At 57.4% G+C, this 25,889-nt stretch carries 20 protein-coding genes; 14 read left to right on the forward strand and 6 right to left on the reverse strand.

Annotated elements, in window-relative coordinates:
* Positions 1–46: 46 nt before the first annotated feature.
* On the reverse strand, positions 47–3,202 hold the full coding sequence (gene sbcC, locus KW828_RS11280) for an exonuclease subunit SbcC (RefSeq protein ID WP_218336450.1): 3,156 nt from the start codon (positions 3,200–3,202) through the stop codon (positions 47–49).
* Entirely contained in the window at positions 3,199–4,401 is a 1,203-nt protein-coding gene (gene sbcD, locus KW828_RS11285) for an exonuclease subunit SbcD (RefSeq protein ID WP_218336451.1), read from the reverse strand. Before sbcD ends, sbcC begins: the two co-directional genes overlap by 4 nt.
* A gap of 197 nt (positions 4,402–4,598) precedes the next feature.
* On the opposite strand from sbcD, the gene phoB reads away from it, so the two are divergent.
* The 7 genes from phoB (at position 4,599) to KW828_RS11320 (ending at position 15,871) form a co-directional block, all read left to right on the forward strand.
* On the forward strand, positions 4,599–5,288 hold the full coding sequence (gene phoB / locus KW828_RS11290) for a phosphate response regulator transcription factor PhoB (RefSeq protein ID WP_088220268.1): 690 nt from the start codon (positions 4,599–4,601) through the stop codon (positions 5,286–5,288).
* Between the two features lie 21 nt (positions 5,289–5,309).
* Positions 5,310–6,605 (forward strand): phosphate regulon sensor histidine kinase PhoR, encoded by a 1,296-nt coding sequence (phoR, locus tag KW828_RS11295; protein ID WP_218336452.1) that lies wholly within the window; start codon positions 5,310–5,312, stop codon positions 6,603–6,605.
* Positions 6,606–7,028: 423 nt separating this feature from the next.
* Positions 7,029–8,348, forward strand: coding sequence for a branched-chain amino acid transporter carrier protein BrnQ (gene brnQ / locus KW828_RS11300; protein ID WP_218336453.1), 1,320 nt, complete (start codon positions 7,029–7,031; stop codon positions 8,346–8,348).
* Positions 8,349–8,422: 74 nt separating this feature from the next.
* Complete coding sequence (proY, locus tag KW828_RS11305) at positions 8,423–9,787, forward strand: proline-specific permease ProY (RefSeq protein ID WP_218336454.1); 1,365 nt, start codon at positions 8,423–8,425, stop codon at positions 9,785–9,787.
* A gap of 155 nt (positions 9,788–9,942) precedes the next feature.
* The gene (gene malZ / locus KW828_RS11310) at positions 9,943–11,760 is read left to right on the forward strand and encodes a maltodextrin glucosidase (RefSeq protein ID WP_218336455.1); all 1,818 of its coding nucleotides are present in this window, start codon (positions 9,943–9,945) and stop codon (positions 11,758–11,760) included.
* An 80-nt stretch (positions 11,761–11,840) separates the two neighbouring features.
* Complete coding sequence (locus KW828_RS11315) at positions 11,841–14,504, forward strand: DUF2339 domain-containing protein (RefSeq protein ID WP_218336456.1); 2,664 nt, start codon at positions 11,841–11,843, stop codon at positions 14,502–14,504.
* A complete protein-coding gene (locus KW828_RS11320) occupies positions 14,504–15,871 on the forward strand; it encodes a DUF3999 family protein (protein ID WP_218336457.1) in 1,368 nt (455 codons plus the stop codon). The genes KW828_RS11315 and KW828_RS11320 overlap by 1 nt, the downstream gene beginning before the upstream one ends.
* Positions 15,872–16,019: 148 nt before the next feature.
* Here KW828_RS11320 and KW828_RS11325 read toward each other — a convergent pair whose 3' ends face one another.
* Together KW828_RS11325 and acpH are read right to left on the reverse strand one after the other, a co-directional pair.
* Complete coding sequence (locus tag KW828_RS11325; protein ID WP_088220261.1) at positions 16,020–16,622, reverse strand: peroxiredoxin C; 603 nt, start codon at positions 16,620–16,622, stop codon at positions 16,020–16,022.
* A 71-nt stretch (positions 16,623–16,693) separates the two neighbouring features.
* A complete protein-coding gene (acpH, locus tag KW828_RS11330; RefSeq protein ID WP_218336458.1) occupies positions 16,694–17,275 on the reverse strand; it encodes an ACP phosphodiesterase in 582 nt (193 codons plus the stop codon).
* Positions 17,276–17,368: 93 nt separating this feature from the next.
* Between acpH and queA the strand changes: the two genes are divergently transcribed.
* The 6 genes from queA (at position 17,369) to KW828_RS11360 (ending at position 23,454) form a co-directional block, all read left to right on the forward strand.
* Complete coding sequence (gene queA, locus KW828_RS11335) at positions 17,369–18,439, forward strand: tRNA preQ1(34) S-adenosylmethionine ribosyltransferase-isomerase QueA (RefSeq protein ID WP_088220259.1); 1,071 nt, start codon at positions 17,369–17,371, stop codon at positions 18,437–18,439.
* A 55-nt stretch (positions 18,440–18,494) separates the two neighbouring features.
* A complete protein-coding gene (gene tgt, locus KW828_RS11340; protein ID WP_218336459.1) occupies positions 18,495–19,622 on the forward strand; it encodes a tRNA guanosine(34) transglycosylase Tgt in 1,128 nt (375 codons plus the stop codon).
* A 22-nt stretch (positions 19,623–19,644) separates the two neighbouring features.
* On the forward strand, positions 19,645–19,977 hold the full coding sequence (gene yajC / locus KW828_RS11345; protein WP_061155582.1) for a preprotein translocase subunit YajC: 333 nt from the start codon (positions 19,645–19,647) through the stop codon (positions 19,975–19,977).
* Positions 19,978–20,004: 27 nt separating this feature from the next.
* Positions 20,005–21,852: a protein translocase subunit SecD gene (secD, locus tag KW828_RS11350; RefSeq protein ID WP_218336460.1), complete on the forward strand. Its 1,848-nt coding sequence runs from the start codon at positions 20,005–20,007 to the stop codon at positions 21,850–21,852.
* 10 nt (positions 21,853–21,862) lie between these two features.
* Positions 21,863–22,834: a protein translocase subunit SecF gene (secF, locus tag KW828_RS11355; protein WP_218336461.1), complete on the forward strand. Its 972-nt coding sequence runs from the start codon at positions 21,863–21,865 to the stop codon at positions 22,832–22,834.
* A gap of 161 nt (positions 22,835–22,995) precedes the next feature.
* Entirely contained in the window at positions 22,996–23,454 is a 459-nt protein-coding gene (locus tag KW828_RS11360; protein ID WP_218336462.1) for an OB-fold putative lipoprotein, read from the forward strand.
* 132 nt (positions 23,455–23,586) lie between these two features.
* Here KW828_RS11360 and KW828_RS11365 read toward each other — a convergent pair whose 3' ends face one another.
* Together KW828_RS11365 and KW828_RS11370 are read right to left on the reverse strand one after the other, a co-directional pair.
* The gene (locus KW828_RS11365) at positions 23,587–24,471 is read right to left on the reverse strand and encodes a nucleoside-specific channel-forming protein Tsx (RefSeq protein ID WP_129362433.1); all 885 of its coding nucleotides are present in this window, start codon (positions 24,469–24,471) and stop codon (positions 23,587–23,589) included.
* A gap of 269 nt (positions 24,472–24,740) precedes the next feature.
* Complete coding sequence (locus KW828_RS11370) at positions 24,741–25,283, reverse strand: DUF3251 domain-containing protein (protein WP_218336463.1); 543 nt, start codon at positions 25,281–25,283, stop codon at positions 24,741–24,743.
* 154 nt (positions 25,284–25,437) lie between these two features.
* Between KW828_RS11370 and nrdR the strand changes: the two genes are divergently transcribed.
* Entirely contained in the window at positions 25,438–25,887 is a 450-nt protein-coding gene (nrdR, locus tag KW828_RS11375; protein WP_072567520.1) for a transcriptional regulator NrdR, read from the forward strand.
* The last annotated feature ends 2 nt before the right edge of the window (positions 25,888–25,889 follow it).

Genomic DNA, 25,889 nt, shown 5'->3' on the forward strand with positions numbered 1-25,889 from the left:
ATCATCCTTAAGGGTAAACCCCGTCCGGCGGGACGGGGGAAAAACGTTACTCTACGGCCCAGACTTTATCGAGCTTGCTGTAGCCCAGCCCGTTGATTTTGCGCACCTTGATCTGCACCGGAATGCGCTCTTTCATCGCTTCGACGTGGCTGATTACGCCGATGGTTTTCCCGGTGGCGTTAAGCGCGTCCAGCGCATCCAGCGCGGTGTCCAGCGTTTCGCTGTCCAGCGTGCCGAACCCTTCATCGAGGAACAGCGAATCAATGCGCGTTTTATGGCTGACCAGATCTGACAAGGCCAGCGCCAGCGCAAGGCTGACGAGGAAACTCTCGCCGCCGGACAGGGTACGGGTATCGCGCACCGCGTCTGCCTGCCAGGTGTCCACCACTTCCAGCTCCAGCGCTTCACTGGCTTTGCGTTTCAGCAGATAGCGCCCGTGCAGGCGGGTAAGCTGATTATTCGCCAGCCACACCAGATTATCGAGCGTCAGCCCTTGCGCGAACTTACGGAATTTATCGCCTTCTTTCGAGCCGATCAGCGCATTGAGGTACGCCCAGTCTTCCACGTGCGCCGCGTTCTGCTGAATGCTCTCCATCAGCGCTGACTGTCGCTGACGGTTTTCGGCGTCCTGTTTCAGTTGCTGGCGGATCTCGCCCTGGCGAGTGGTATTTTCCCGCAGCTGCCGGGCGAAGGCGGCGATCTGCGCGTTCAGCACCTCAAGGTCAGCGTCGTCTGCCAGCGTCTGTGGTCGGCTCGCCAGGTGCTGCGCCAGCGCGGTGTCGGCCTGATCTCGCAGCGCGCTTTGCTGCTGATGCGCCCGCTCAAGCTGCTGCTGACGCTGCTCCAGCGCCAGCCGTTGCGCGTCATCGAGCAGCGCGTGCTGGAAGGCGTCCTCGTCGGCGAACGGGCTGGCGGCCAGCGCCGTGCCAAACTGTGAGTGTGCCTGTTCCCGTTCTGCTTCCCGCTGCTGGATCTGCTCCTGTAACAGGCGCAATTGGCCTTCAAGCGTACTGGCCTCGCTGTAAAGCGTCTGCCAGTTGGTCAGCGCGGCGGCGTGTTCGTGCTCCGGCAACGGCGGCGGCGTGGTGCTGTCGTCGTGCAACGTCGCCAGCAGACTGCCGAGGCGGCTCAATCTTTCCCGCAGCTGCGGCAAGGTGTCATGCTGTTGCTGCCAGCGTTGCGCTTCTTCCTGCCGCGCCGCCAGCCAGGCCGCTTCGTCGCTCACCGCCGGGCGCGTTAACCCCAGCTGTGCCAGCGCGGTATCCAGCGCGTCACGCTGCCGGGCGATGTCTGCCGCCAACTGCGCTTCCCGCTGCTGCTCTTTGTGCAGCGTCGCTTCCAGCGTCAGGCGTTCATTCAGCTGGCGCAACTGCTGCTCATGCTGATCCTGCTCCGCCAGCCAGCCGCTCACGTCGTCCTGCGGCGTCAGTGCAATGTTCAGCGCCGCACAGTGCTGCTGCCAGCGGGCGTGAAGCGTGGCGCTTTCCTCCTGAATCGCGGCAAGGGCCAGGGCGAGTTTGTCCCGGTGCTGGCGCTGGGTATCGAGCTGGCCTTTTAAGGCAAAGCCCTGCTCGCGCAGGGTTTCCACTTCTTTTTTCAGCGCCGCCAGCCGCTGCTGGTTTTCGCCAGGCTGTAACGCCTGATAGGCCGCCACGGCGGGGTGCGACGTGGATCCGCACAGCGGGCAGGGCATGTCCGGTTGCAGGTTCGCGCGTTCTGCTTCAAGGCGCAGGATCAGCTTTTCCTGCTCTACCAGCTTTTCCACATCGCTTTCATGCTGGCGTTTGTCTTTGTATTGCTGACGAATAGTGCCAAGCTGCACCTCCCACGCGGCGAGCTGCGTGTCCATCTCCGCCAGCTCTTGCTGTTGCTGCGCCTGACGTCTGGCCAGCGCGGCAAACTGCGGATGCAGCATCGCCAGTTGCTGACGCCCGTTGCGGCCGGCCAGATGCTGTTGTAAATGAGCGCTTACTTCCTGCTGGTTAAGCGTGAGCGAAGAGGGCGGCAGCGCGGCCAGCGCCTGTTCTGTCGCGCGCAGGGTATTTTGCAGATCCGCACGCTGTGTTTCATCCCGCTGCTGCTGCGCAAAGGTCAGACGCCAGCCCGCCAGTTCTGCCCCCCACAGGCGAAAACGGTCGTTATCCGTCAGCCACTGCTGCACCTGCGCCACCTCGGTCTGCAGGGCGGTCGCCGCGACATTTGCCAGTTGCCAGGTCTGTTGCAGCCCGATACGCACCTGTTGTAAGCGAGTATTCACATTCTCGCGATGCCCCTGTGCCTGGTGCAGCGCTTGCTGGCGCGCCTGTAACAGTTGCCAGTGAGGACGTAACTTTTCCGCCGGGATGGCGCGGGTGAGTTTCTCCAGTTCCGGGGCGGCGGCCTGCAATGCCGCGTGGGCGGCGCTCAGTGCCTCCTGCGCCCGCTGCTGTTCGCCGTTCAGACGACGGGTTTCGCTCAGCCACTGGTGATGCGCCTGCGCCTGCTGCTGTCCGGCGAGCAGCTGTTTTTCATCGTCAGTAAGTGCCTGCAAACCTGCGCTGAGCGTCTGCGTCTGTTCGTCGCTTAACAGCTGCACGCCGTCGGCCTGGGCCTGGAGCTTTTCCAGTTCCTGTCGCGCGGTTTTGTGTTTTTCAAACACCCTCGCGGAAATCTGACCGTAAATCTCGGTGCCGGTCAGCTCCTCCAGCAGTTCGGCGCGCTCGCGGGGTTTGGCATTCAGGAAGGCCGCAAATTGCCCCTGAGAGAGCAGCATCGAGCGGGTGAAACGGCCATAGTCCAGCCCGGTCAGGGTGGCGGTGAGATCCAGTTTGTCTTTCACTTTATCGGCAAGAATTTTGCCGTCGGCGCACAGCGCCAGCTCCACGCGCGGGGCCTGCAAATTGCCGTCCGGCTGATTGCGGGCGCGGTTCTGGCTCCAGAACGCGCGATAGGCGACGCCTTTGACCTCAAACTCCACTTCCGCCAGACATTCGGCGGTGTCGCGGGTCATCAGGTCGTTTTGCGACTGGGAGACGCTGCTCAGGCGCGGCGTTTCGTGATACAGCGCCAGACAGATGGCATCGAGCAGGGTGGTTTTACCCGCCCCCGTCGGCCCGGTGATGGCAAACAGCCCATTACTGGCGAACGGCTCGGCGGTGAAATCGATTTTCCATTCCCCTTTCAGGGAGTTGATGTTTTTCAGGCGCAGACTGAGGATCTTCATGCGTCGTCTTCCTCCGTCAGGGCGTCAAGGGTTTGTGCGAACAGCGTCTGTAAGCGGTCGTTTTGCGCCTCGTCGAGGCTTTCCAGCGCCAGCCGCCGCTCAAAGACCTCTTCCACTTTCAGCTCGCTCAGGGTTTCACGCAATTCGCCCGCCAGCAGGCGTTCCCGCTGCTCCCGGCTACGGCGTACCAGCAACACCTCGACCGGCAAGCCCTCGGTGAGCGCCTGGATTTTACGTTGTGCGTCGGCCAGGTATTCATCGGTGGTGATTTCAATATCCAGCCACACCGGCGGGCTGACCGGATTGCCGCGCCACTGCGCCAGCTGTTCGCCGATGGCCGCCAGATCGCCTTTGATCACCGCCAGTTGCTGCGTGACCGGCACCGTCAGTGGCGTCACCGCCTCCAGCCTGCCGTCGCTGAAAGTCACCAGATTGACGCTTTTCGGCCTGCCGGTTTCATCAAAACTTAACGCGATGGGCGAGCCGCAGTAGCGAATGTGCTCCTGGCCGCCGACCAGCTGCGGGCGGTGAATATGGCCAAGGGCGAGGTAATCCACCGGCGGGAAATTTTGCGCCGGGAAGGCGTCCAGCGTGCCGATATAAATGTCACGTACCGCGTCACTTTTGCTGGCACCGACGGTGGTCAGGTGGCCGCTGGCGATAATCGGCAGCGTGTGTTCCCCGCGCAGCGCGCAGGCGTCGTCATACTGCTGCTGGTAATACCGGGTGATGCTGGTCAGGAGATGCTGCTGCTTCTCGCTGCCGGATAGCCCGGCCTGGCTGACCACGATGTCACGCGGGCGTAAAAAGGGCACCGGGCAGAATACCGCCCCCGGCGTGCCATCCCGGCGTTTGAGCATAAAGGGATCGCTGCCAGCGGTGGCGACCACAGTGGTATTTAAAAAGGCGAGAATTTCACGGGATTCGTTAAGCGTGGCGACAGAATCGTGGTTACCCGCCAGCACCACCAGATGACTGCCGGTTTGCTGCAAATTCACCACAAAGCGATTGTAGAGTTCGCGGGCGTAGCTCGGCGGCGAGCCGGTATCAAAAATATCGCCCGCGACAATAATCACATCCACCTGCTGTTCTTCGGCGGTTTTCAGCAACCAGTCGAGAAACGCGGCGTGTTCCGCCGCCCGGCTTTTACTGTAAAAGTTTTGACCCAGGTGCCAGTCAGAGGTGTGAAGAAGGCGCATAACGATCCCATGGCAAAAAAGCGTGAAGCCGATTATAAACGTTAAGCGACATGAAGATAGTTACGGGGTGGTTTTCGCGCGCCATAAAACAACGGCTTGAGTCATCATGCCGTCATCATTTTCATAAATCTGTCATAAATCTGACGCATAATGCCACCGCAACATATACTGGCGACTTAATAAATACAGGGCAAATTATGGCGAGACGCATTCTGGTCGTAGAAGACGAAGCTCCAATCCGTGAAATGGTATGCTTTGTCCTCGAGCAAAACGGCTTCCAGCCTGTCGAAGCGGAAGATTATGACAGCGCGGTGAACCAGTTAAATGAACCCTGGCCCGATCTCATTTTGCTCGACTGGATGTTACCTGGCGGTTCCGGGATCCAGTTTATCAAACATGTGAAACGTGAAGCCCTGACCCGTGACATTCCGGTGATGATGCTGACGGCGCGCGGCGAGGAAGAAGATCGGGTGCGTGGCCTGGAAACCGGAGCGGATGATTACATCACCAAACCGTTCTCGCCCAAAGAGCTGGTGGCGCGTATTAAAGCCGTGATGCGCCGTATATCGCCGATGGCGGTGGAAGAAGTGATTGAAATGCAGGGCCTGAGCCTGGATCCGGGTTCCCACCGCGTAATGACCGGCGAAAATCCCCTCGATATGGGGCCTACCGAATTTAAGCTATTACACTTCTTTATGACCCACCCGGAACGCGTCTACAGCCGTGAACAGTTGCTGAACCACGTCTGGGGCACCAACGTTTATGTTGAAGACCGCACGGTCGATGTGCATATTCGCCGCCTGCGTAAAGCGCTGGAACACAGCGGCCACGATCGTATGGTGCAAACCGTTCGCGGCACGGGTTACCGTTTTTCGACCCGTTTCTAACATATGAAGGGAGTGTGACGCGTGCTGGAACGGCTGTCATGGAAAAGGCTGGTGCTGGAGCTGGTGCTCTGTTGCCTCCCGGCGTTGATTCTCGGTGCCCTGTTTGGTTATCTGCCGTGGTTTTTACTGGCGGCCGTTACCGGATTGCTGGTCTGGCATTTCTGGAACTTACTGCAACTCTCCTGGTGGCTGTGGGTGGACAGAAGCATGACGCCACCGCCGGGACACGGTAGCTGGGAGCCGCTGTTATACGGCCTGCACCAGATGCAGATGCGCAATAAAAAGCGCCGTCGTGAACTGGGCAGTCTGATCAAACGCTTTCGCAGCGGGGCAGAGTCACTGCCGGATGCGGTGGTGCTGACCACCGCGGAAGGTATGATCTTCTGGTGTAACGGGCTGGCCCAGCAACTGCTCGGCTTGCGCTGGCCGGACGATAACGGCCAGAACATCCTTAACCTGCTGCGTTATCCCGAATTTACCCAGTACCTGAAAGGTCAGGAGTTTCTTAAGCCCCTCAATCTGGTGCTCAATAATGGCCGTCATCTGGAAATTCGCGTCATGCCCTACAGCGAGCAGCAACTGCTGATGGTGGCGCGCGATGTGACCCAGATGCACCAGCTGGAGGGCGCGCGCCGTAACTTCTTTGCCAACGTCAGCCATGAACTGCGCACGCCGTTAACGGTGTTGCAGGGCTATCTGGAAATGATGCAGGAGCAGGCGCTGGAAGGCGCGCTGCGTGAAAAGGCGCTGCACACCATGCGCGAGCAGACCTCACGTATGGAAGGGCTGGTGCGCCAGCTGTTGACGCTGTCAAAAATCGAAGCCTCGCCGGTGCAACTGCTGAACGAAACCATTGATGTGCCGATGATGCTGCGGGTGGTAGAGCGGGAAGCGCAAACCCTCAGCCAGCAAAAACAGACTATCGAATTCCATATCGACAGCTCGCTAAAAGTGCTGGGTAGCGAAGATCAGCTGCGCAGCGCGATTTCTAACCTGGTCTATAACGCGGTCAACCATACGCCGCCCGCCACGCATATTGTGGTGAGCTGGAAGCGCGTGCCTCACGGCGCAGAATTTAGCGTCGAGGATAACGGGCCGGGTATTGCGGCGGAGCATATTCCGCGTCTGACGGAGCGTTTCTACCGGGTGGATAAAGCGCGCTCCCGGCAGACGGGCGGCAGCGGGCTGGGGCTGGCGATCGTCAAGCATGCGGTCAATCACCATGACAGCCGCCTGAACATTACCAGCACGCCAGGGCAGGGTACGCGTTTTAGCTTTATTCTCCCGGAACGTTTGATCGCCAAAAGCAGCGCCTGAATCCGGCGCTGTCAGCTTATCTTTCCGCAGGCCAGCATTCGCTGGCCTGTTTACGTTCCGGTTCACGCTTTTCCGACCGATTATTGTACGGCTGATTATTTTTTGTTCGCATGATAAGCGGGGTGTTTTTCTTATACATAGATTTTTGCGCTAGTAAATTTATTTGGGCTAGCATAACCATCTGGTTTTACGATCCCGTCTTGCCTTTAAACGTTATAAGCGTTTAAATTGCGCCCCTGATACTGTCATACCGACTGTATTTGCGTGGTAAATCGAAAAACTATTCTTCGCCACGTCATGCGGGAAGCATATCCCGCTGAAATTGAGAGAAATTGCCGTCGTATTGTTCCAAAGGCATTGTTCCAAAGGCACTGGCGAACATTTCATCGTTTCCAACACCACATCCACAGGCAGCACACGTTTATGACCTATCGTTTAAAACCACGAGACATCATGGCTCTGGGCTTTATGACTTTCGCCCTTTTTGTCGGCGCAGGTAACATCATTTTCCCGCCAATGGTCGGTTTGCAGGCCGGTGAACATGTCTGGACGGCCGCGTTCGGCTTTCTGATCACCGCCGTTGGCCTGCCGGTGCTGACCGTGGTCGCGCTGGCAAAAGTGGGCGGCGGTATTGACAGTCTCAGCACGCCAATCGGCAAAGGGGCTGGGGTATTACTGGCCACCGTCTGCTATCTGGCAGTCGGACCGCTGTTCGCTATCCCGCGTACTACCACCGTCTCCTTTGAAGTGGGTATCGCCCCGCTGACCGGCGATGGCGCGCTGCCGCTGATGATCTACAGCCTGATCTATTTTGCGCTGGTGATCCTGGTGTCGCTCTATCCGGGCAAACTGCTGGATACCGTGGGTAACTTCCTTGCGCCGATGAAAATTATCGCCCTGACGGTGCTGTCTGTTGCCGCGCTCGTCTGGCCGGCTGGCCCGATCAGCAGTGCGATGGATGCTTATGAGAATGCCGCGTTCTCTAACGGTTTTGTAAACGGCTATCTCACCATGGATACGCTGGGCGCGATGGTCTTCGGTATCGTCATCGTTAACGCCGCCCGTTCGCGCGGTGTGACTGATTCCCGCCTGCTGACCCGCTACACCATCTGGGCGGGTTTGATTGCCGGTGTTGGCCTGACGCTGCTCTATCTGGCGCTGTTCCGCCTCGGCTCTGACAGCAGCATCCTGGTAGAACAGTCTGCCAACGGCGCGGCCATTCTTCACGCTTACGTACAGCACACCTTTGGCGGGGCGGGTAGCCTGCTGCTGGCGGCGCTGATTTTCCTCGCCTGTCTGGTGACGGCGGTCGGCCTGACCTGCGCCTGTGCGGAGTTCTTCGCTCAATATTTGCCGTTCTCTTACCGCACGCTGGCGTTTATCCTCGGCGGCTTCTCCATGCTGGTGTCCAACCTCGGCCTGAGCCACCTGATCCAGATTTCCATTCCGGTGCTGACCGCGATTTATCCGCCCTGTATCGCACTGGTTGTATTAAGCTTTACCCGTTCATGGTGGCATAATTCGTCGCGCATTATTGCCCCCGCGATGTTCATCAGCCTGGCCTTTGGCATTCTGGACGGTATCAAAGCCTCCGCCATTGGCGGTATGTTACCGGCCTGGACCCAGCGTTTACCGCTGGCAGAGCAGGGGCTGGCGTGGCTGATGCCAACCGTCGTGATCGTGGTGCTGGCCGTGGTCTGGGATCGTGCCGCAGGGCGTCAGGTGACTTCCCGCGCACATTGATCAACGGTTGCTTGTCATAACCACGGGGCTTACCATCCCGTGGTTTTTTTATTTTTGTTATGGCACGAGAAACAATGGAAAGTACTAACAAGCTAAAGCGGGGGTTAAGCACCCGGCACATCCGCTTTATGGCGCTCGGCTCGGCGATTGGCACGGGCCTGTTCTATGGTTCGGCGGACGCCATCAAAATGGCCGGGCCGAGCGTGCTGCTGGCCTATATTATCGGCGGCGCGGCAGCCTATATCATCATGCGCGCGTTGGGCGAGATGTCGGTACATAACCCGGCGGCCAGCTCCTTCTCGCGTTATGCCCAGGAAAACCTCGGCCCGCTGGCAGGTTACATCACCGGCTGGACCTACTGTTTTGAGATCCTGATTGTCGCCATTGCCGATGTCACCGCATTCGGCATCTATATGGGCGTCTGGTTCCCGACGGTGCCGCACTGGATCTGGGTGCTGAGCGTGGTGATGATCATCTGCGCCGTGAACCTGATGAGCGTCAAGGTGTTCGGCGAGCTGGAGTTCTGGTTCTCGTTCTTCAAAGTCGCCACCATTATCGTGATGATCGCGGCGGGCTTCGGCATCATCATCTGGGGCATTGGTAATGGCGGCGAACCGACTGGCATCCATAATTTGTGGAGCAACGGCGGCTTCTTCAGCAACGGCTGGCTCGGCATGGTGATGTCATTGCAGATGGTGATGTTTGCCTACGGCGGCATCGAAATCATCGGCATTACCGCCGGGGAAGCGAAAGATCCGCAGACCTCAATTCCGCGCGCCATCAACTCCGTGCCGATGCGAATCCTGGTGTTTTATGTCGGCACGCTGTTTGTGATCATGTCCATCTACCCGTGGAACCAGGTGGGCACCAATGGCAGCCCGTTCGTGCTGACCTTCCAGCATCTGGGCATCACTTTTGCTGCCAGCATCCTTAATTTTGTGGTGCTGACCGCGTCGCTGTCAGCGATTAACAGCGACGTGTTTGGCGTCGGGCGTATGCTGCACGGCATGGCCGAGCAGGGCAGTGCGCCGAAGATGTTTGCGAAAACCTCGCGCAACGGCATTCCGTGGGTGACGGTGGTGGTGATGACGGTGGCGCTGCTGTTTGCCGCCTGGCTGAACTACATCATGCCGGAAAACGTCTTCCTGGTGATCGCCTCGCTGGCGACCTTCGCCACCGTGTGGGTGTGGATAATGATTTTGCTGTCGCAGATCGCTTTCCGTCGCCGCCTGCCGCCGGAAGAGGTCGCGGCGCTGAAGTTTAAAGTACCGGGCGGCGTGCCGACCACGGTGGCCGGTCTGATCTTCCTGGTGTTTATCATTGCGCTGATTGGCTGGCACCCGGAAACCCGCATTTCGCTGTACGTCGGTTTTGCGTGGATCGCGCTGCTGCTGGTGGGCTGGATGTTCAAACGCCGTTACGATCGCAAAACGGCCTGATCTCCTGCACCTTTGCCGGGTGAGCATCACGCCGCCCGGCACTGCGTTGATTTTCCTCCTCCCCCATGCTCCTCCCCCAATTATCAGCAGTATGATGAGTGAACTTTCACCTTGCTGTGGCAAGGTGGCGTCATTTTTCAGCAAGGGGTAAAACGATGTTGAACGCCTGGCATCTTCCGGTAGCGCCGTTTGTAAAACTCAATAAAGATCAGCTTTTTATAACCTTGTGGCTGGCGGGCAACGATCTGCCTGCGCAGGTTAAACTGCGCACGGAAAAGGACAACGAAGAGACGTCTATTACGATGCACCCGCTGCGTCGCGCGCCCTGTCCTGGCGTGACCGCCTGGCGCGTCGCAATCGACGTCTCTGAAGGGCAACCGCGCCGTCGCTACAGCTTTAAACTGCTGTGGGCGGATCGCCAGCGCTGGTTTACGCCGCAGGGCTTTAGCGATTTTCCACCTGCACGGCTGGAACAGTTTGCCATCGACTGCCCGGATAGCGGCCCGCAGTGGGTGGCGGATCAGGTGTTTTATCAGATCTTCCCCGATCGCTTTGCCCGCAGCCAGCCGCGCACCCCGCAGCAGGACAACGTTTATTACCATCACGCCGCCGGGCAGGAGATCGTGCTGCGCGACTGGAATGAACCCCTCACCGGCGAGGCGGGGGGATCGACCTTTTACGGCGGCGATCTGGACGGCATCAGCGAAAAGCTGCCCTACCTGAAAAAGCTTGGCGTCACGGCGCTCTACCTGAATCCGGTATTTGTCGCCCCCAGCGTACACAAATACGACACCGAAGATTATCGCCACGTCGATCCGCAGTTTGGCGGCGATCAGGCGCTTTTGCGGCTGCGCGCGAACACGCAGCGCGAGGGGATCCGGCTGGTGCTCGACGGCGTGTTCAACCACAGCGGCGACTCCCATGCCTGGTTTGACCGGCATAATCGCGGCACCACCGGCGCGTGCCATAACCCGGCGTCCGACTGGCGGGAATGGTACAGCTTTTCCGATGACGGCCACGCCCTCGACTGGCTTGGCTACGCCAGCCTGCCGAAGCTGGATTATCAGTCTGCCTCGCTGGTCGAGGAGATTTATAAGGGGGAAGACAGCATTGTGCGCCACTGGCTGAAAGCGCCGTGGAATATGGACGGCTGGCGGCTGGATGTGGTGCATATGCTGGGCGAGGCAGGCGGCGCGCGTAATAACCTGCTGCACATCAGTGGCATCAGTCAGGCGGCGAAAGAGACGCAGCCGGAAGCCTATATCGTGGGCGAGCATTTTGGCGATGCGCGGCAGTGGTTGCAGGCGGATGCCGAAGACGCGGCGATGAACTATCGGGGCTTTACCATTCCGCTGTGGGGCTTCCTCGCCAACACCGATATTTCCTACGATCCGCAGCATATCGATGCCGCCACCTGCATGGCGTGGATGGATAACTACCGTGCCGGGCTGTCGCATCAACAACAGCTGCGCATGTTTAACCAGCTCGACAGCCACGACACTTCGCGTTTTAAAACGTTGCTTGGCAAGGACATTGCGCGAATGCCGCTGGCGGTGGTCTGGCTGTTCAGCTGGCCCGGTGTGCCCTGTATCTATTACGGCGATGAAGTGGGGCTGGATGGCAACAACGATCCCTTCTGCCGTAAGCCATTCCCTTGGGACAAAGAAAAACAGGATGCCACGCTGTTCGCGCTTTATCAGCAGATGGCGACGCTGCGCAAGAAAAGCCGCGCTTTGCGTCACGGCGGCTGTCAGGTACTGCATGCGGAAGGCGATGTGGTGGTGTTTGTGCGCGTTTTCCAGCATGAACGCGTGCTGGTGGCGATCAACCGCGGCAGAGCCTGCGAGGTGGTGCTGACCGATTTGCCGCTGGTGGATGTTCCGGCCTGGCAGTGCAAAGTGGGTACCGGCACCATCGAGGACAATGTGCTGTCGCTGCCGGCGATCTCCGCCACGTTGTGGCGCAACCGCTGAATCTTTCGCAACATTTTTATCAGGGTTGAAAAGAAATGTAATATCCTTTCGGGAGTGATCACCGAACCGAAGGTAAAACCATGGATGAGCTTTTGCTGGTTGCCGGTCTTGTTCTCTTTTTCGCGATGATTGTCGCCCCTGCGCTGGCGATCAGAGCGTGGCGAAAAAGCAGCGATACGCAGCGGGAACTGGGCATACTGCGTGAACGGCTGACGGCGCTGGAGCAGCAGCTGGCGGGACAGGCAAATGTGCCTGTGCCGCAACCGCTGCCTGAACGGATAGCGGAGCCGGAGCCGGAACCTGTTCCTGCGCCGGTCATTGTGCCGGCGTCCCCCCCTCCAACCATCGATCCCTGGGCTGCGCAACCGGCGTTGCCTGAGCCGGTCGCCGTCACGCCGCTGGCGGCCAGCAAACCCGTATCCGATGAACCGCAAGGCGGCATGATCACCTCGCTGGTGAGCTGGTTTATGCGCGGCAACCCGCTGGCAAAACTCGGCATTCTGCTGCTGTTCTTCGGACTGGCGTTTTTATTCCGCTATTCCGTCGAGCGCGATCTGTTCCCCCTGGAACTGCGCCTGTGCGTGGCGGCGCTGGCGGCCGTGGTGCTGCTGGCGCTCGGCTGGCGACTGCGTCACAAACAACCGGTCTATGCGCTGATTTTGCAGGGCGGTGCCACCGGCGTGCTCTACCTGACGGTATTCGGCGCGTTCCGCCTCTGGCAGATGCTGCCTGTGACGCTGGCGTTTGCTTTGCTGCTGCTGATCTGCGCGGTGAGCGTCGGGCTGGCGGTGTTGCAGCGCGCGTTAAGTCTGGCGATGCTCGCCAGCCTCGGCGGGTATCTCGCGCCGCTGCTGCTCTCTACTGGCGGCGGCAGCCATATCGGGCTGTTCTCGTTCTATCTGCTGCTCTCCTGCGGCATTCTTGCTATCAGCGTCTGGCAGCACTGGCGGGTGCTCAATCTGCTTGGTCTGCTGTTTACCTTTGGCGTGAGCGGCGTGTGGGGACTGTATGGCTACCGACCTGAGTTTTACTTCAGCTGCCAGCTTTTCCTGATCGCCAATATTGTGCTGTTCGGCGTGCTGAGCGTCGGGCTGTCGCTGCGTGCGCAGGGCGGCGGTAAACGTATCATTGACGGCGTGCTGCTGTTCGCGCCGCCGCTGATCGGTTTTGGCATGCAGTACGCGCTTACTCAGGATTTCACCTTTGGTCCGGCGTTTTCTGCGCTCGGGTTTGGCGCGTTTTATCTGCTGCTGGCGTGGCTGGTGCTGCGGCGTAAACCTGAACTTGGGCGACCGCTGGTGCTGGCGGCGCTGGCGCTGGGCGGCGCGTTTGTCACACTGGCGATCCCGCTGGCGCTTTCTGCGCGCTGGACGTCGATGGCCTGGGCGCTGGAAGGGCTGGGCATTCTGTGGCTGGGCGTTCAGCAACAGCAGCGGCGAATGAGTTACAGCGGCACCGGTTTACTGCTGCTGGCCGTAGGCAGCGCGCTGTGGGCGGTGCAGGATCTGCTTCCGGCGCTGTCGCAACTGATGATTTTTGCGGTGCTGAGCCTGACGTGGATCGCCGCTGCCTGGCTGTGGCGCGGCCTGAACACGCAGGGCAGCTATGGCCTGCTGGCAGGAGGCATTATCTTCTGGCTGCTGGCCCTGCACGGGCTGTCGGCGTTGACCTTAAGCCGCTGGATGAACGATCTGCCGGGTCTGCTGGCGCTCATCGCCCTGAGCGTTCATGGCTGGCGGTGGGCCGCGCAACGGCTGCGCTGGCGCGCGCTCAGCTATAGCGTCTGGCTGCTGTGGCCTTTGATGCTGGCGACGCTGATCTGGCAGATCGCCGCCCAGGGCGCGATCTTCAGCGCTGGCTGGCAGAATCTCGCCTGGTGCATCGCGCTACCGTCCGCGTTCTGGCTGTTGCATCAACAGCGCACGCCGCCTGTGCCTTATCTTTCACAGGGACTGCACCTGTCGCTGTTCTGGATGATTATCACCGCGCTGGCGGCAGAGTTGTGGTGGTATCTGGATGCGCTGTCGTGGGGGATGTTCCCGTGGCAGGCGGGGCTGGCGATGACCGCGGCGGCAGCGGTCATCCTGCTGGTGCGCGCCGGTCTGAAACGCTCGCTGTGGCCGCTGCGCGTCTGGCCGCAGTGGTACGGCACGCTGGCGCTGGCCCCTATGGGCTTCTTCCTGCTGGTGATGCTGCTGCTGACCAATATTGATGATGGCGTGGTGATGGCGCAGGGCTACCGGCCATTGCTCAATCCGCTGGAAGAGGGCGCGGCTTTTGCCTTGCTGGCGCTACTCGCGCTGGCGCAACTGTGCGCCCGCTATTTCCCGGAGCAGGGACGAGAAATCCACAAACGTGTGCCGCTGCTGCTGGCGGGGCTTGCCTTCTGGTGGCTGAACGGCCTGCTGTTGCGCAGCCTGGCGTGGTACGGCGCGATCGACTGGTCGGTAAGCGCGCTGTGGTCGTCCCGCCTGGTGCAGACCTGCTTCGCGCTGTTCTGGATGCTGGTGGCGCTGCTGGTGATGCTGCGCGCCGCCCGGCAGGCATCGCGGCGTGAATGGCTGTGCGGTGCGGCGCTGCTTGGCGTGGTGATTGTGAAACTGATGCTGGTGGACAGCGCAGGCGGCGGCGGGCTGGCCCGTGCGGTCGCCTTTATCGGCGTGGCGGTACTGGTGCTGATCGTGGGCTATTTCTCACCGTTGCCGCCCCGGGTACAACAGACGCATAACGAGGAACAAGGATAATGACGATCATCAGACGGATACTTTTTTGTGCGTTGCTCGGCGCGGCGCTGCCGGGCTGGAGTCAGGACGCCACGCCGGAAACGCCGCAGGATTATGCCTGGGGCGCGGCGCTGGAGACAACGCCACCCTCACCGCTGTATCAGGTGACGCTGCCGGGGCGTATTTATACCGACAGCGTTGCGCCCGATCTGCGCGATGTGCGCGTCTTCAACCAGCAGGGGCACGCGGTGCCCTTTACGCTGATCCCGGCGGTGCAGAAACAGACGCCGCCGCGCACGCTACCGCTGCGCCTGTTCGCGCTCGATCCGGTGCCTGAAAACAAGGCCGCGTCAGAAACGCTGTGGCTGCGCTCGCAGGACGGCATTGAAATCCGCCTCGAGGGCGAAGGCAAAAAGACAGCGGGCAAAAGCTACCTGTTAACCCTGCCTGAAACACAAAAGGACGAATTTCCGTTATCGCAGCTGAAGCTGTCATGGAACGCTGCCCCCGCGAACTGGCAAGGGCAGGTGGATGTGTATGTCAGCAGCGATCTGAAAAACTGGACGCTGTATGGACGCGAGATGCCACTGATGGATCTGGCCTCCGGCAACGATCGTCTGTTGCTGGATACGCTGGATTTCACCAGCACGGTGTATCCGACGGAGATGCGGTATGTGCTGGTGGTGTTCAATGACGCCGCGCGTGCGCCGACGCTGACCGGCGCGACAGCAGTGGAGCAGATTTACAGTGATACCGCGGTAAACATCCCCCTTAACGCGGTGGCGAAAACCGTCTCCTCGTCGGTGCAGGAGTTCTCCTGGCAACGGCCACAGCCGCTGGTGTCAGTGATGATCGAGGCCCGTGAAGGGCGCGTACTGCCGCTGGCGATCGAGTATCGCAGTGAGGCAAAGGCCGCGTGGCAACCGCTGGCGAAAAGCGTGGTTTATCAGCTGAACGGTAAGGCTTCGGAACCGCTGATGACCAGCGGGCTGGTGCAGGCGATCCGTGTGACGGCGGTGAACGGCCAACTGGAGGACGGTATCGCCCAGGTGACCGGCGAGCGCGCCAGCCAGACGGTGATTTTTAACGCGCAGGGCAAAGGGCCGTTTTTACTGGCGTGGGGTAATGGTGCCGCGCAGCCGCAGGCTATGGAAGTTGATATGCTGGTGCCCGCCGCGCTGCGTCAGGAGAATGCGCAGATCCCGGAAGCGCAGGTGATGGATCGTATTGTGCTGGGTGGTGACGCACGGCTGACGGCGGTGGATCCGGCGCAGCAGGAAAGCCAGTGGAAGAAGATGCTGGTGTGGGCGGCGCTGGTGCTGGGCGTGCTGGTGCTGGTCTGGGTAGGGCTGGGCATCTGGCGCGAGGTACGGCAGAAGTCGGTATAAAAATGCCGGGTGGCGCTGACGCTTACCCGGCCTACGATCTGTGGAGCAATTGCAGGGCCGTGTAGGCCCGGCAAGCAAAGCGCCGCCGGGCATTACGTCATCAGAACCCTGTAGGCCCGGTAAACTCAGCGCCACCGGGCAAAACCGCTTACAGGCTGGTGAGGTTTTCGCTCAGGTATTTCGCCACGCCGTCCGGAGACGCGTTCATACCTTCTTTGCCTTTTTCCCACTGCGCCGGGCACACTTCGCCGTGCTCTTCGTGGAATTGCAGGGCATCCACCATACGCAGCATTTCGTCGATGTTACGTCCCAGCGGCAGATCGTTCACGACCTGGTGGCGCACGATACCGTTAGCGTCGATCAGGAAGGAGCCGCGCAGCGCCACGCCTGCGTCCGGATGTTCAATGCCGTACGCTTTCTGCACTTCGCGCTTGATGTCAGCCACCATCGCGTATTTCACCGGGCCAATGCCGCCTTTGTCGACCGGGGTGTTACGCCAGGCGTTGTGAACAAATTCAGAGTCAAAAGAAACGCCGACCACTTCCACGCCGCGCTTCTGGAATTCTTCGTAACGCTTGTCAAAGGCGATCAGCTCTGACGGGCAGACGAAGGTGAAGTCCATCGGCCAGAAAAACAGAACGGTCGCTTTGCCCTGGGTATGCTGTTTGAAGTTGAAATTCTCAACAATTTCACCACTGCCAAGCACGGCTGCGGCGGTAAAGTCTGGAGCCGGACGAGTGACCAGTACCATAATATTTCTCCTGTGTAATTGTAGGGATAGCGTCGCTAACAAGATAATCACCTGCCACTAAAGCGCAAGCATTAAAGTTCTTTGTTTTTCGCCTGCGCCATCATGCGGGGATAGAACTGAAAGAACCGCTTTTCCAGCGCGGTATAGTGCGTATCCAGATCCTGCCATGAGTCGCGCAGCGCATCGAGTTTAGGGCGGCGTGTCGCCATGCCGTTGAGTACCTGCTGAATAAAATCCATATCCCGATAGCGCTCCAGCCATTTCTCTGACCACAAATAGTCATTCAGATTGACGAAGCGCGCCGGCGATGAGGGCAAAATGGTGGCGACCTGCGCGTGGGCATAGCTGACAAACGCGGTCAGCGGCATCTCGGGCGACATCTGCGCCCAGTGGCGCGACAGGAAATGATCCCACATCACGTCGAGCGTAATCGGCGCGACCCGGCGTGTCTGCGGGCGAAACCACTCCCGCGCCTCGCGGACTTCCGGCAGATTATCGGTCAGCACGTCGATACGACGGTGCATGCGAATGCCATCAACGATCTCGGTCGGATACGCATCCTGCGGGTTGCCGCGAACAAAATCCCCCAGCAAATTACCGGGAAGCGAGCTTTCTGCGAGGTGTGCAAGATGCAGGTGTGCGAGGAAGTTCATTGTTTAGTTAATCCATAAAAGAGGCGTAGCTGTTGCAGCGGAAGCACCGTAGCACTAGACTATCCCGCCTGTTTTTCAGTCTGAGTGTAAGTCATGCGCGTTGCCGATTTTTCCTTTGAATTACCCGAATCCCTGATCGCCCATTATCCTGTGCCTGCGCGTAGCAGCTGCCGCCTGTTATCGCTGGACGGGCCGACGGGCGCGCTGACGCATGGTACTTTCACCGATCTGCTCGATAAGCTCAACCCTGGCGATCTGCTGGTCTTTAACAATACCCGCGTGATCCCGGCGCGCCTGTTTGGCCGTAAAGCCAGCGGCGGCAAGATCGAAGTGCTGGTTGAGCGCATGCTGGATGATAAACGTATTCTGGCACATATTCGCGCCTCTAAAGCGCCGAAGCCGGGTGCCGAGCTGCTGTTAGGCGACGATGACAGTGTTAAAGCCACCATGGTGGCGCGTCACGATGCGCTGTTTGAAGTGGAGTTCAACGATGAACGCCCGGTGCTGGATATTCTTAACGCCATCGGCCATATGCCGCTGCCGCCGTATATCGATCGCCCGGATGAAGATGCCGACCGTGAACTCTACCAGACCGTCTACAGCCAGAAGCCAGGTGCCGTAGCCGCGCCGACCGCGGGCCTGCACTTTGATGAGCCGCTGCTGGCGCGCCTGCGTGAAAAAGGCGTGGAGATGGCGTTCGTAACGCTGCACGTTGGCGCGGGGACTTTCCAGCCGGTGCGCGTGGACAGCATTGAAGATCACATCATGCACTCTGAATACGCCGAAGTGCCGCAGGAGGTGGTTGACGCGGTGCTGGCGGCGAAAGCGCGCGGTAATCGCGTGGTGGCGGTCGGCACGACCTCGGTACGCTCGCTCGAAAGCGCGGCGAAAGCGGCGAAAAACGATCTTATCGAACCCTTCTTTGGCGATACGCAGATCTTTATTTACCCCGGCTATCAATACAGCGTGATCGACGCGCTGGTGACCAATTTCCACCTGCCGGAATCGACGCTGATCATGCTGGTATCAGCCTTTGCCGGTTATAAAGCCACCATGCACGCCTATGAAGAAGCGGTAAAAGCGGAATATCGCTTTTTTAGTTACGGGGATGCGATGTTTATCACGTACAATCCGCAGGCAATTTCTGAGCGCGTCGGGGAATAGTTCCGCGGCGCTGTGATTGACGCGTTGGACTGTTTTTCCGGCGTATGGAGAAAAAATGAAATTCGAATTAGATACGACAGACGGACGCGCCCGCCGCGGCCGCCTGGTGTTTGATCGCGGCGTCGTTGAAACGCCCGCCTTTATGCCCGTGGGTACTTACGGCACCGTAAAAGGCATGACGCCGGAAGAAGTGCAGGACACTGGCGCGCAGATTATCCTCGGCAACACTTTCCACCTGTGGCTGCGTCCGGGCCAGGAGATCATGAAGCTGCACGGCGATCTGCATGACTTTATGCAGTGGAAAGGCCCAATCCTCACCGACTCCGGTGGTTTCCAGGTCTTCAGCCTCGGGGATATTCGTAAGATCACCGAAGCGGGCGTGCATTTCCGCAACCCAATCAACGGCGATCCGATTTTCCTCGATCCGGAAAAATCCATGGAGATCCAGTACGATCTCGGTTCCGACATCGTGATGATCTTCGACGAATGTACGCCGTATCCGGCAGACTGGGACTACGCTAAGCGTTCCATGGAGATGTCCTTACGCTGGGCTAAGCGCAGCCGCGACCGTTTTGACTCGCTGCAAAACAAAAATGCGCTGTTCGGTATTATCCAGGGCAGCGTTTACGAAGATTTACGTGATATCTCCGTCAAAGGTCTGGTAGAGATTGGCTTTGATGGCTACGCTGTCGGCGGTCTGGCTGTGGGTGAACCTAAAGCAGACATGCACCGTATTCTTGAGCATGTGTGCCCGCAGATCCCGGCAGACAAACCACGATACCTGATGGGTGTGGGTAAACCAGAAGACCTGGTTGAAGGCGTTCGTCGCGGCATTGATATGTTTGACTGCGTGATGCCGACGCGTAATGCGCGTAACGGCCATCTGTTTGTCACCAATGGCGTGGTGAAAATTCGTAACGCGAAGTACAAAAGTGACACCAGCCCGCTTGATGAAGAGTGTGATTGCTATACATGTCGCAATTATTCACTCGCTTACTTGCATCATCTCGATCGTTGCAACGAAATACTGGGCGCGCGTCTCAATACCATTCATAACCTGCGTTATTACCAGCGCTTAATGGCTGGTTTACGCAAGGCTATCGAAGAGGGTAAATTAGAGAGCTTCGTGACCGATTTTTACCAGCGTCAGGGTCGTGATGTTCCACCTTTGAACGTTGACTAATTTTAATAATGAGGGAATTTGAATGAGCTTTTTTATTTCTGATGCTGTAGCAGCAACGGGCGCACCGGCGCAGGGCAGCCCGATGTCTTTGATCCTGATGCTGGTTGTGTTTGGCCTGATCTTCTATTTCATGATCCTGCGCCCACAGCAGAAACGCACCAAAGAGCACAAAAATCTGATGAGCTCTATCGCCAAAGGTGATGAAGTGCTGACCAACGGTGGCCTGGTGGGTCGCGTGACCAAAGTAGCGGAAACTGGCTACATTGCTATCGCCCTGAATGACACCACTGAAGTGGTTATCAAACGTGACTTCGTAGCTGCCGTTCTGCCGAAAGGCACGATGAAGGCGCTGTAATCTTTCGTTTTCCCAAAGGGAAGTGCCGTGTTAAACCGTTATCCTTTGTGGAAGTACATTATGTTGGTCGTCGTGATTATCGTCGGCCTGCTTTACGCACTTCCCAACCTGTATGGTGAGGATCCGGCAGTTCAGATCACTGGTGCGCGCGGCGTCGCCGCCAGTGAGCAAACGCTGATCCAGGTCCAGAACACCTTAAAACAAGAAAAAATCATCGCTAAGTCTGTGGCACTGGAAGAGGGCGCTATTCTTGCGCGTTTCGACTCCACCGATACGCAGCTGCGCGCGCGTGAAGCGCTGCTCAGCCTGTTGGGTGACAAATATGTCGTGGCGCTGAACCTCGCACCTGCTACACCACGCTGGTTATCCTCCATCAAAGCAGAGCCGATGAAACTCGGTCTTGATCTGCGTGGTGGTGTGCACTTCCTGATGGAAGTGGATATGGATACCGCGCTCGGCAAACTGCAGGAACAAAATACCGACAGCCTGCGCAGCGATTTGCGCGAAAAAGGCATTCCTTACACCAACGTGCGTAAGGAAGATAACTATGGCGTGAGCATTGTGTTCCGCGACAGCGCAGCGCGCGATCAGGCGATCACTTACCTGACTGCCCGTCACCGCGACATGGTGATCACCAGCCAAAGCGGCAACGCTCTGCGTGCGGTGATGACCGATGCGCGTCTGAGCGAAGCACGTGAATACGCGGTACAGCAGAACATCAACATCCTGCGTAACCGTGTCAACCAACTGGGTGTTGCCGAGCCGCTGGTACAGCGTCAGGGTGCAGACCGCATCGTGGTTGAACTGCCGGGTATTCAGGATACTGCGCGTGCGAAGGAAATCCTTGGCGCAACCGCCACGCTGGAATTCCGTCTGGTGAACACTAATGTCGATCAGTCGGCTGCGGCTTCTGGCCGTGTACCGGGTGATTCGGAAGTGAAACAGATGCGCGAAGGCCAGCCGGTTGTGCTGTACAAACGTGTGATCCTGACCGGTGACCATATCACCGACTCCACTTCCAGCCAGGATGAGTACAACCAGCCGCAGGTTAACATCTCGCTCGACAGCGCAGGTGGCAACATCATGTCTAACTTCACCAAGGACAACATCGGCAAACCGATGGCGACCCTGTTTGTGGAGTACAAAGACAGCGGTAAAAAAGATGCGAATGGCCGTTCCGTACTGGTGAAACAGGAAGAGGTGATTAACGTCGCGAATATCCAGTCTCGCCTTGGCAACAGCTTCCGTATCACTGGGATTAATAATCCGAACGAAGCGCGTCAGCTGTCGCTGCTGCTGCGTGCGGGTGCGTTGATCGCGCCGATTCAGATCGTGGAAGAACGTACCATTGGCCCAACCTTAGGGATGCAGAACATCACTCAGGGTCTGGAAGCCTGTCTGGCCGGTCTGGCGGTGTCCATCATCTTCATGCTGTTCTTCTATAAGAAGTTTGGCCTGATTGCCACCACAGCGCTGATTGCCAACCTGGTGCTGATTGTCGGCATTATGTCCCTGCTGCCAGGGGCGACGCTGACTATGCCGGGTATCGCGGGGATCGTCTTAACCCTTGCGGTGGCGGTGGATGCGAACGTGCTGATAAACGAACGTATCAAAGAAGAGCTGAGTAACGGGCGTAGTGTCCAGCAGGCGATTGACGAAGGTTATCGCGGCGCGTTCAGTTCCATTTTTGACGCCAACGTTACGACGCTTATTAAGGTCATCATCCTGTATGCCGTAGGCACCGGGGCCATTAAAGGCTTCGCCATTACCACCGGTATCGGTGTGGCGACGTCAATGTTTACCGCGATCGTCGGCACCCGTGCCATCGTAAACCTGTTGTACGGCGGCAAACGCATCAACAAGCTGTCTATCTGAGGAGTGCGTTGTGGCACAGGAATATACTGTTGAACAATTGAACCACGGCCGTAGAGTCTATGACTTTATGCGCTGGGATTACTGGGCTTTCGGCATCTCCGGTTTTCTGCTGATCCTGTCACTGATTGTTATTGGCGTGAAAGGCTTTAACTGGGGTCTGGATTTTACCGGCGGTACGGTCATCGAAATCTCGCTGGAAAAACCAGCCGATATGGATCTGATGCGTGAAGCGCTGGAAAAAGCGGGCTTTGCCGATCCGTTGTTGCAGAACTTTGGCAGCAGCCGCGACATCATGGTGCGTATGCCGCCTGCCGAAGGGGAAACCGGTGGTCAGGTGCTGGGCAGCAAGGTCGTGAACGTGATTAACGAAGCGACCAGTCAGAATGCTGCGGTAAAACGTATCGAGTTTGTCGGACCAAGCGTGGGCGCAGACCTGGCGCAGACCGGTGCGATGGCGCTGATGGTGGCGCTGATTTCCATTCTGGTTTACGTCGGATTCCGCTTTGAGTGGCGTCTGGCGGCTGGTGTGGTTATCTCGCTGGCACACGACGTTATCATCACCATGGGCGTATTGTCGCTGTTCCATATTGAAGTGGACCTGACGATTGTCGCCTCGCTGATGTCGGTAATCGGCTATTCGCTTAACGACAGCATCGTGGTATCGGACCGTATTCGTGAAAACTTCCGCAAGATCCGCCGCGGAACGCCGTACGAAATCTTTAACGTGTCCCTGACCCAGACGCTGCACAGGACGTTGATCACCTCGGGAACCACCTTAGTGGTGATCCTGATGCTCTACCTCTTTGGCGGTGCCATGCTCCAGGGCTTCTCGCTGACCATGCTGATCGGTGTTTCCATCGGTACCGCATCGTCGATTTATGTCGCATCAGCGCTGGCGCTGAAACTGGGCATGAAGCGTGAACACCTGCTGGTGCAGAAAGTCGAGAAAGAAGGCGCGGATCAACCGTCAATCCTTCCGTAACGTCTGCTCTGCTGTAAATAAGATCCCGGTCATCTGATCGGGATTTTTTTATTTCACCTGCCGCTATATTTCGCTTTTTAAATAAAAGTAATATGCTGACCGATGTGTACATTGGATAGTTACACTTATTTATTTAATGAATTAATAAAAGGAGTAATTCAGTGCGTATAATTTATCGGTTGGCTTTTATATTTTTAATGCCCGCGGCGCTGAGTGGATGCAGTGCCGCGGCTGATGCTTTTTTTAAGGCGGGTGATTCATTGTTCCAGCCCGGCGCAACTGAGACAGCATCAATGCGGACCTATTCAGTAAGTGAATTTATTAAGCCTTACAGCGAAAACCCGGTCAAAGCGAATAAAGCATTACTGGGTAAGTGGGTGAAGGTGAAAGGGGTTGTGACCGACATCAGCAAGGTTAGCGGGGTCGCAGAAAGCTACTCTTTTATCGTCAGCCTTAAAGATGAAAGTAAGAATAATGTCATCATGTTCCAGTTTGGCTCGCATAATACGGCAGATGTCGAACAGCTAAGGATCGGCAGTAGCGCGACAATAGTAGGTCAGGTTCATAATTCAAATAATGCAATGTTGCCCGTACTTCAGAATCCCTCGGTCGTTAAATAATTCACGCGTTGGCTTCTGTTATTAATCCCTTGAGTAGGGAAAGGCATAAGGTATAAAAAAGCCAGTCGGATGACTGGCTTTACTGTTCTGACGTTCATCCGTCAGAAGCTGACCTTCTTGAGAAACGAAGGATCAGAAGTTATAACCTGCCACCAGGTAACCACCCCAGCCGGTAGAACGGACGCTAAAGTCGCCGTTGCCAAAGTTCAGGCTGGCATCATCATTCCACTGACCACCGTTGTGCCAGTAACGCGCCACCACTGAGTAGTGCCAGTGATCGTAGCTCAGAGACAGAATGTGACTGGACGCGATGGAATCGTTGGTACGTGCTTTACGACCATTGTTATCGCGGAAGCCGTTGTCGCCAAGATCGGAACCCCAGTCAAAGTTGGTGAAGCCGATGTAGCTCAGATTACCGCCCCACAGTTCAGTGATCGGTACAAAGTATTTCACTTTGAAACGGTAGCCATCCCACTCGTTTTCGTTCTCCGCCAGGTAGTTCTGCCACTGGTATTTCGCATACACGTTCAGTGACAGGCTCATCGGCAGGCCGGTATCAATGTCGGTACCCAGACCCATGTACCAGGTGCTCTGACGACCGGACTTGTTACGGCCCATGTCGTAGATGTAGTTGTTTGCGACGTACCACTCTTTGAACGGACCAAAGCTCAGGTCAGCACCGGTCAGCTTATCGATAGAGAAGCGCGGTTCGATTTCCATAAACAGCGGGGAACCGTGGTTCCAGATACCCTTGGCGTCGGTGTTACCGCCGAAGAATACTGGTGCATCCAGGTAACCATAAAAATCAAACCAGTCTTTTTTGGCAAACGCTTCATATTCCAGATAGGTATCGTTACGGATCTGCGGTCCAAAACGCGTGTGGTAACTGCCTACCACGTTCACGCTCTGGTGCCACCAGTCGGAAACGAACTCCGGCTTGTCATTTTCTGCCGCGTTGACGGCGAATGAAGAGGAGAGAGCCAGTGCAGCACCGGCGACGAGTAATGTTTTTTTCATAGTTTAGCCACTGATTAAGTTCCCCTGCGGGAGCGAAAGAACGCGCGTATTGAGTTTCTAAATGTTTCGTATTTCAGCGAGCCTATTATAAGTATCCATGCTCACAAAAATATGTGTTGTTTCACATATCTATTACGCACGTAATCGATTGCGTTCACGTTTGCGTATATAAAACGCAGGGATTGTACTGAGATTCATCTGTCTTGCAAATATTTCGCAGAAAAAGGGGTAGGGGAATGAAAAGGGCGAGAGGCTCGCCCTGGGGCCGGTTACGGGTTGGTGGCTGGCTGAATATCGTGCACGCGAACAAAGCCCAGCTGATCTGGCGTAATGCCGTTAAGCTGCAACGGCAGGTCAACGTCGCTCGGTGCCAGGGTACTGGCCGGGGCGTTAATCAACTGATTTTGCACGTTAACTTCCTGGTAGTTATCGGTGGTGCCCTGGATCTGACCCCATTCTACCGTACCGCTGAAAGCGGGAAGGGGATCGTTCGATTCACCCTGAATGCGCAGCGTTACGCGCGTGCCGTCGGCATTCGGCGCAATGTTCACCAGCGACATTTTCAGCATACCGATCTGACTGTGCAGAAGGGCAGGGGTATTCGCGCCAGGTAACAGATACACGCCGCTGCTGGATTTAGCATTCAGCGAATTTTGCTGGGTGATTTTCACCGTCTCCTGATTCAGTTTGCTCATCTCTTTATTGAGCGTACTGACGCTTTGATGCAGCTGTCGGACTTCGCTTTGCGGTGCGCAGGCGCTGAGGGGGAACAGGCTGCCGACCAGCAAAACCTTCAGGTAACGTCTTGTCATTGTTTTGGTTTCCTTGCAACGAACATTGCCTGTAATAGTAGCGCGCGCAACGCGGGTTGCCATCGATCCTTTATCTCAAAAGCGGTCTTACCTTTGTTGTCTCGGCAGATCAGGTTAAAATAGATTTCAGCTAATTTTAACGTCAGGACGCCGTATGCATTGCCCATTCTGTTTAGCCGTGGATACCAAAGTAATTGACTCCCGCCTGGTCGGTGAAGGGTCGTCCGTGCGCCGCCGTCGTCAGTGTCTGGTATGTAATGAACGCTTCACCACCTTTGAGGTGGCAGAGCTGGTGATGCCGCGCGTGGTGAAAAGCAACGAGATCCGCGAGCCGTTTAACGAAGAAAAACTGCGTAACGGCATGCTGCGCGCGCTGGAAAAACGTCCGGTGAGCGCCGATGACGTTGAAATGGCGCTGAATCATATCAAATCCCAGCTGCGCGCTACTGGCGAGCGTGAAGTGCCGAGCAAAATGATCGGCAATCTGGTGATGGAACAGCTGAAAAAGCTCGATAAAGTTGCCTATATCCGCTTCGCCTCGGTTTACCGCAGCTTTGAAGACATCCGCGAATTTGGCGAAGAGATCGCCCGCTTACAGGATTAAGC

Origin of the sequence: Enterobacter sp. ENT03 (genome assembly GCF_019218745.1) — a bacterium.
Classification (GTDB): domain Bacteria; phylum Pseudomonadota; class Gammaproteobacteria; order Enterobacterales; family Enterobacteriaceae; genus Enterobacter_D.

Bases quoted from the DNA above. Each gene is read 5' to 3' on its own strand.
- sbcC (WP_218336450.1), bottom strand. From the start codon at position 3,202: ATGAAGATCCTCAGTCTGCGCCTGAAAAACATCAACTCCCTGAAAGGG.
- sbcD (WP_218336451.1), bottom strand. From the start codon at position 4,401: ATGCGCCTTCTTCACACCTCTGACTGGCACCTGGGTCAAAACTTTTAC.
- phoB (WP_088220268.1), top strand. From the start codon at position 4,599: ATGGCGAGACGCATTCTGGTCGTAGAAGACGAAGCTCCAATCCGTGAA.
- brnQ (WP_218336453.1), top strand. From the start codon at position 7,029: ATGACCTATCGTTTAAAACCACGAGACATCATGGCTCTGGGCTTTATG.
- proY (WP_218336454.1), top strand. From the start codon at position 8,423: ATGGAAAGTACTAACAAGCTAAAGCGGGGGTTAAGCACCCGGCACATC.
- malZ (WP_218336455.1), top strand. From the start codon at position 9,943: ATGTTGAACGCCTGGCATCTTCCGGTAGCGCCGTTTGTAAAACTCAAT.
- KW828_RS11315 (WP_218336456.1), top strand. From the start codon at position 11,841: ATGGATGAGCTTTTGCTGGTTGCCGGTCTTGTTCTCTTTTTCGCGATG.
- KW828_RS11320 (WP_218336457.1), top strand. From the start codon at position 14,504: ATGACGATCATCAGACGGATACTTTTTTGTGCGTTGCTCGGCGCGGCG.
- KW828_RS11325 (WP_088220261.1), bottom strand. From the start codon at position 16,622: ATGGTACTGGTCACTCGTCCGGCTCCAGACTTTACCGCCGCAGCCGTG.
- acpH (WP_218336458.1), bottom strand. From the start codon at position 17,275: ATGAACTTCCTCGCACACCTGCATCTTGCACACCTCGCAGAAAGCTCG.
- queA (WP_088220259.1), top strand. From the start codon at position 17,369: ATGCGCGTTGCCGATTTTTCCTTTGAATTACCCGAATCCCTGATCGCC.
- tgt (WP_218336459.1), top strand. From the start codon at position 18,495: ATGAAATTCGAATTAGATACGACAGACGGACGCGCCCGCCGCGGCCGC.
- yajC (WP_061155582.1), top strand. From the start codon at position 19,645: ATGAGCTTTTTTATTTCTGATGCTGTAGCAGCAACGGGCGCACCGGCG.
- KW828_RS11365 (WP_129362433.1), bottom strand. From the start codon at position 24,471: ATGAAAAAAACATTACTCGTCGCCGGTGCTGCACTGGCTCTCTCCTCT.
- KW828_RS11370 (WP_218336463.1), bottom strand. From the start codon at position 25,283: ATGACAAGACGTTACCTGAAGGTTTTGCTGGTCGGCAGCCTGTTCCCC.
- nrdR (WP_072567520.1), top strand. From the start codon at position 25,438: ATGCATTGCCCATTCTGTTTAGCCGTGGATACCAAAGTAATTGACTCC.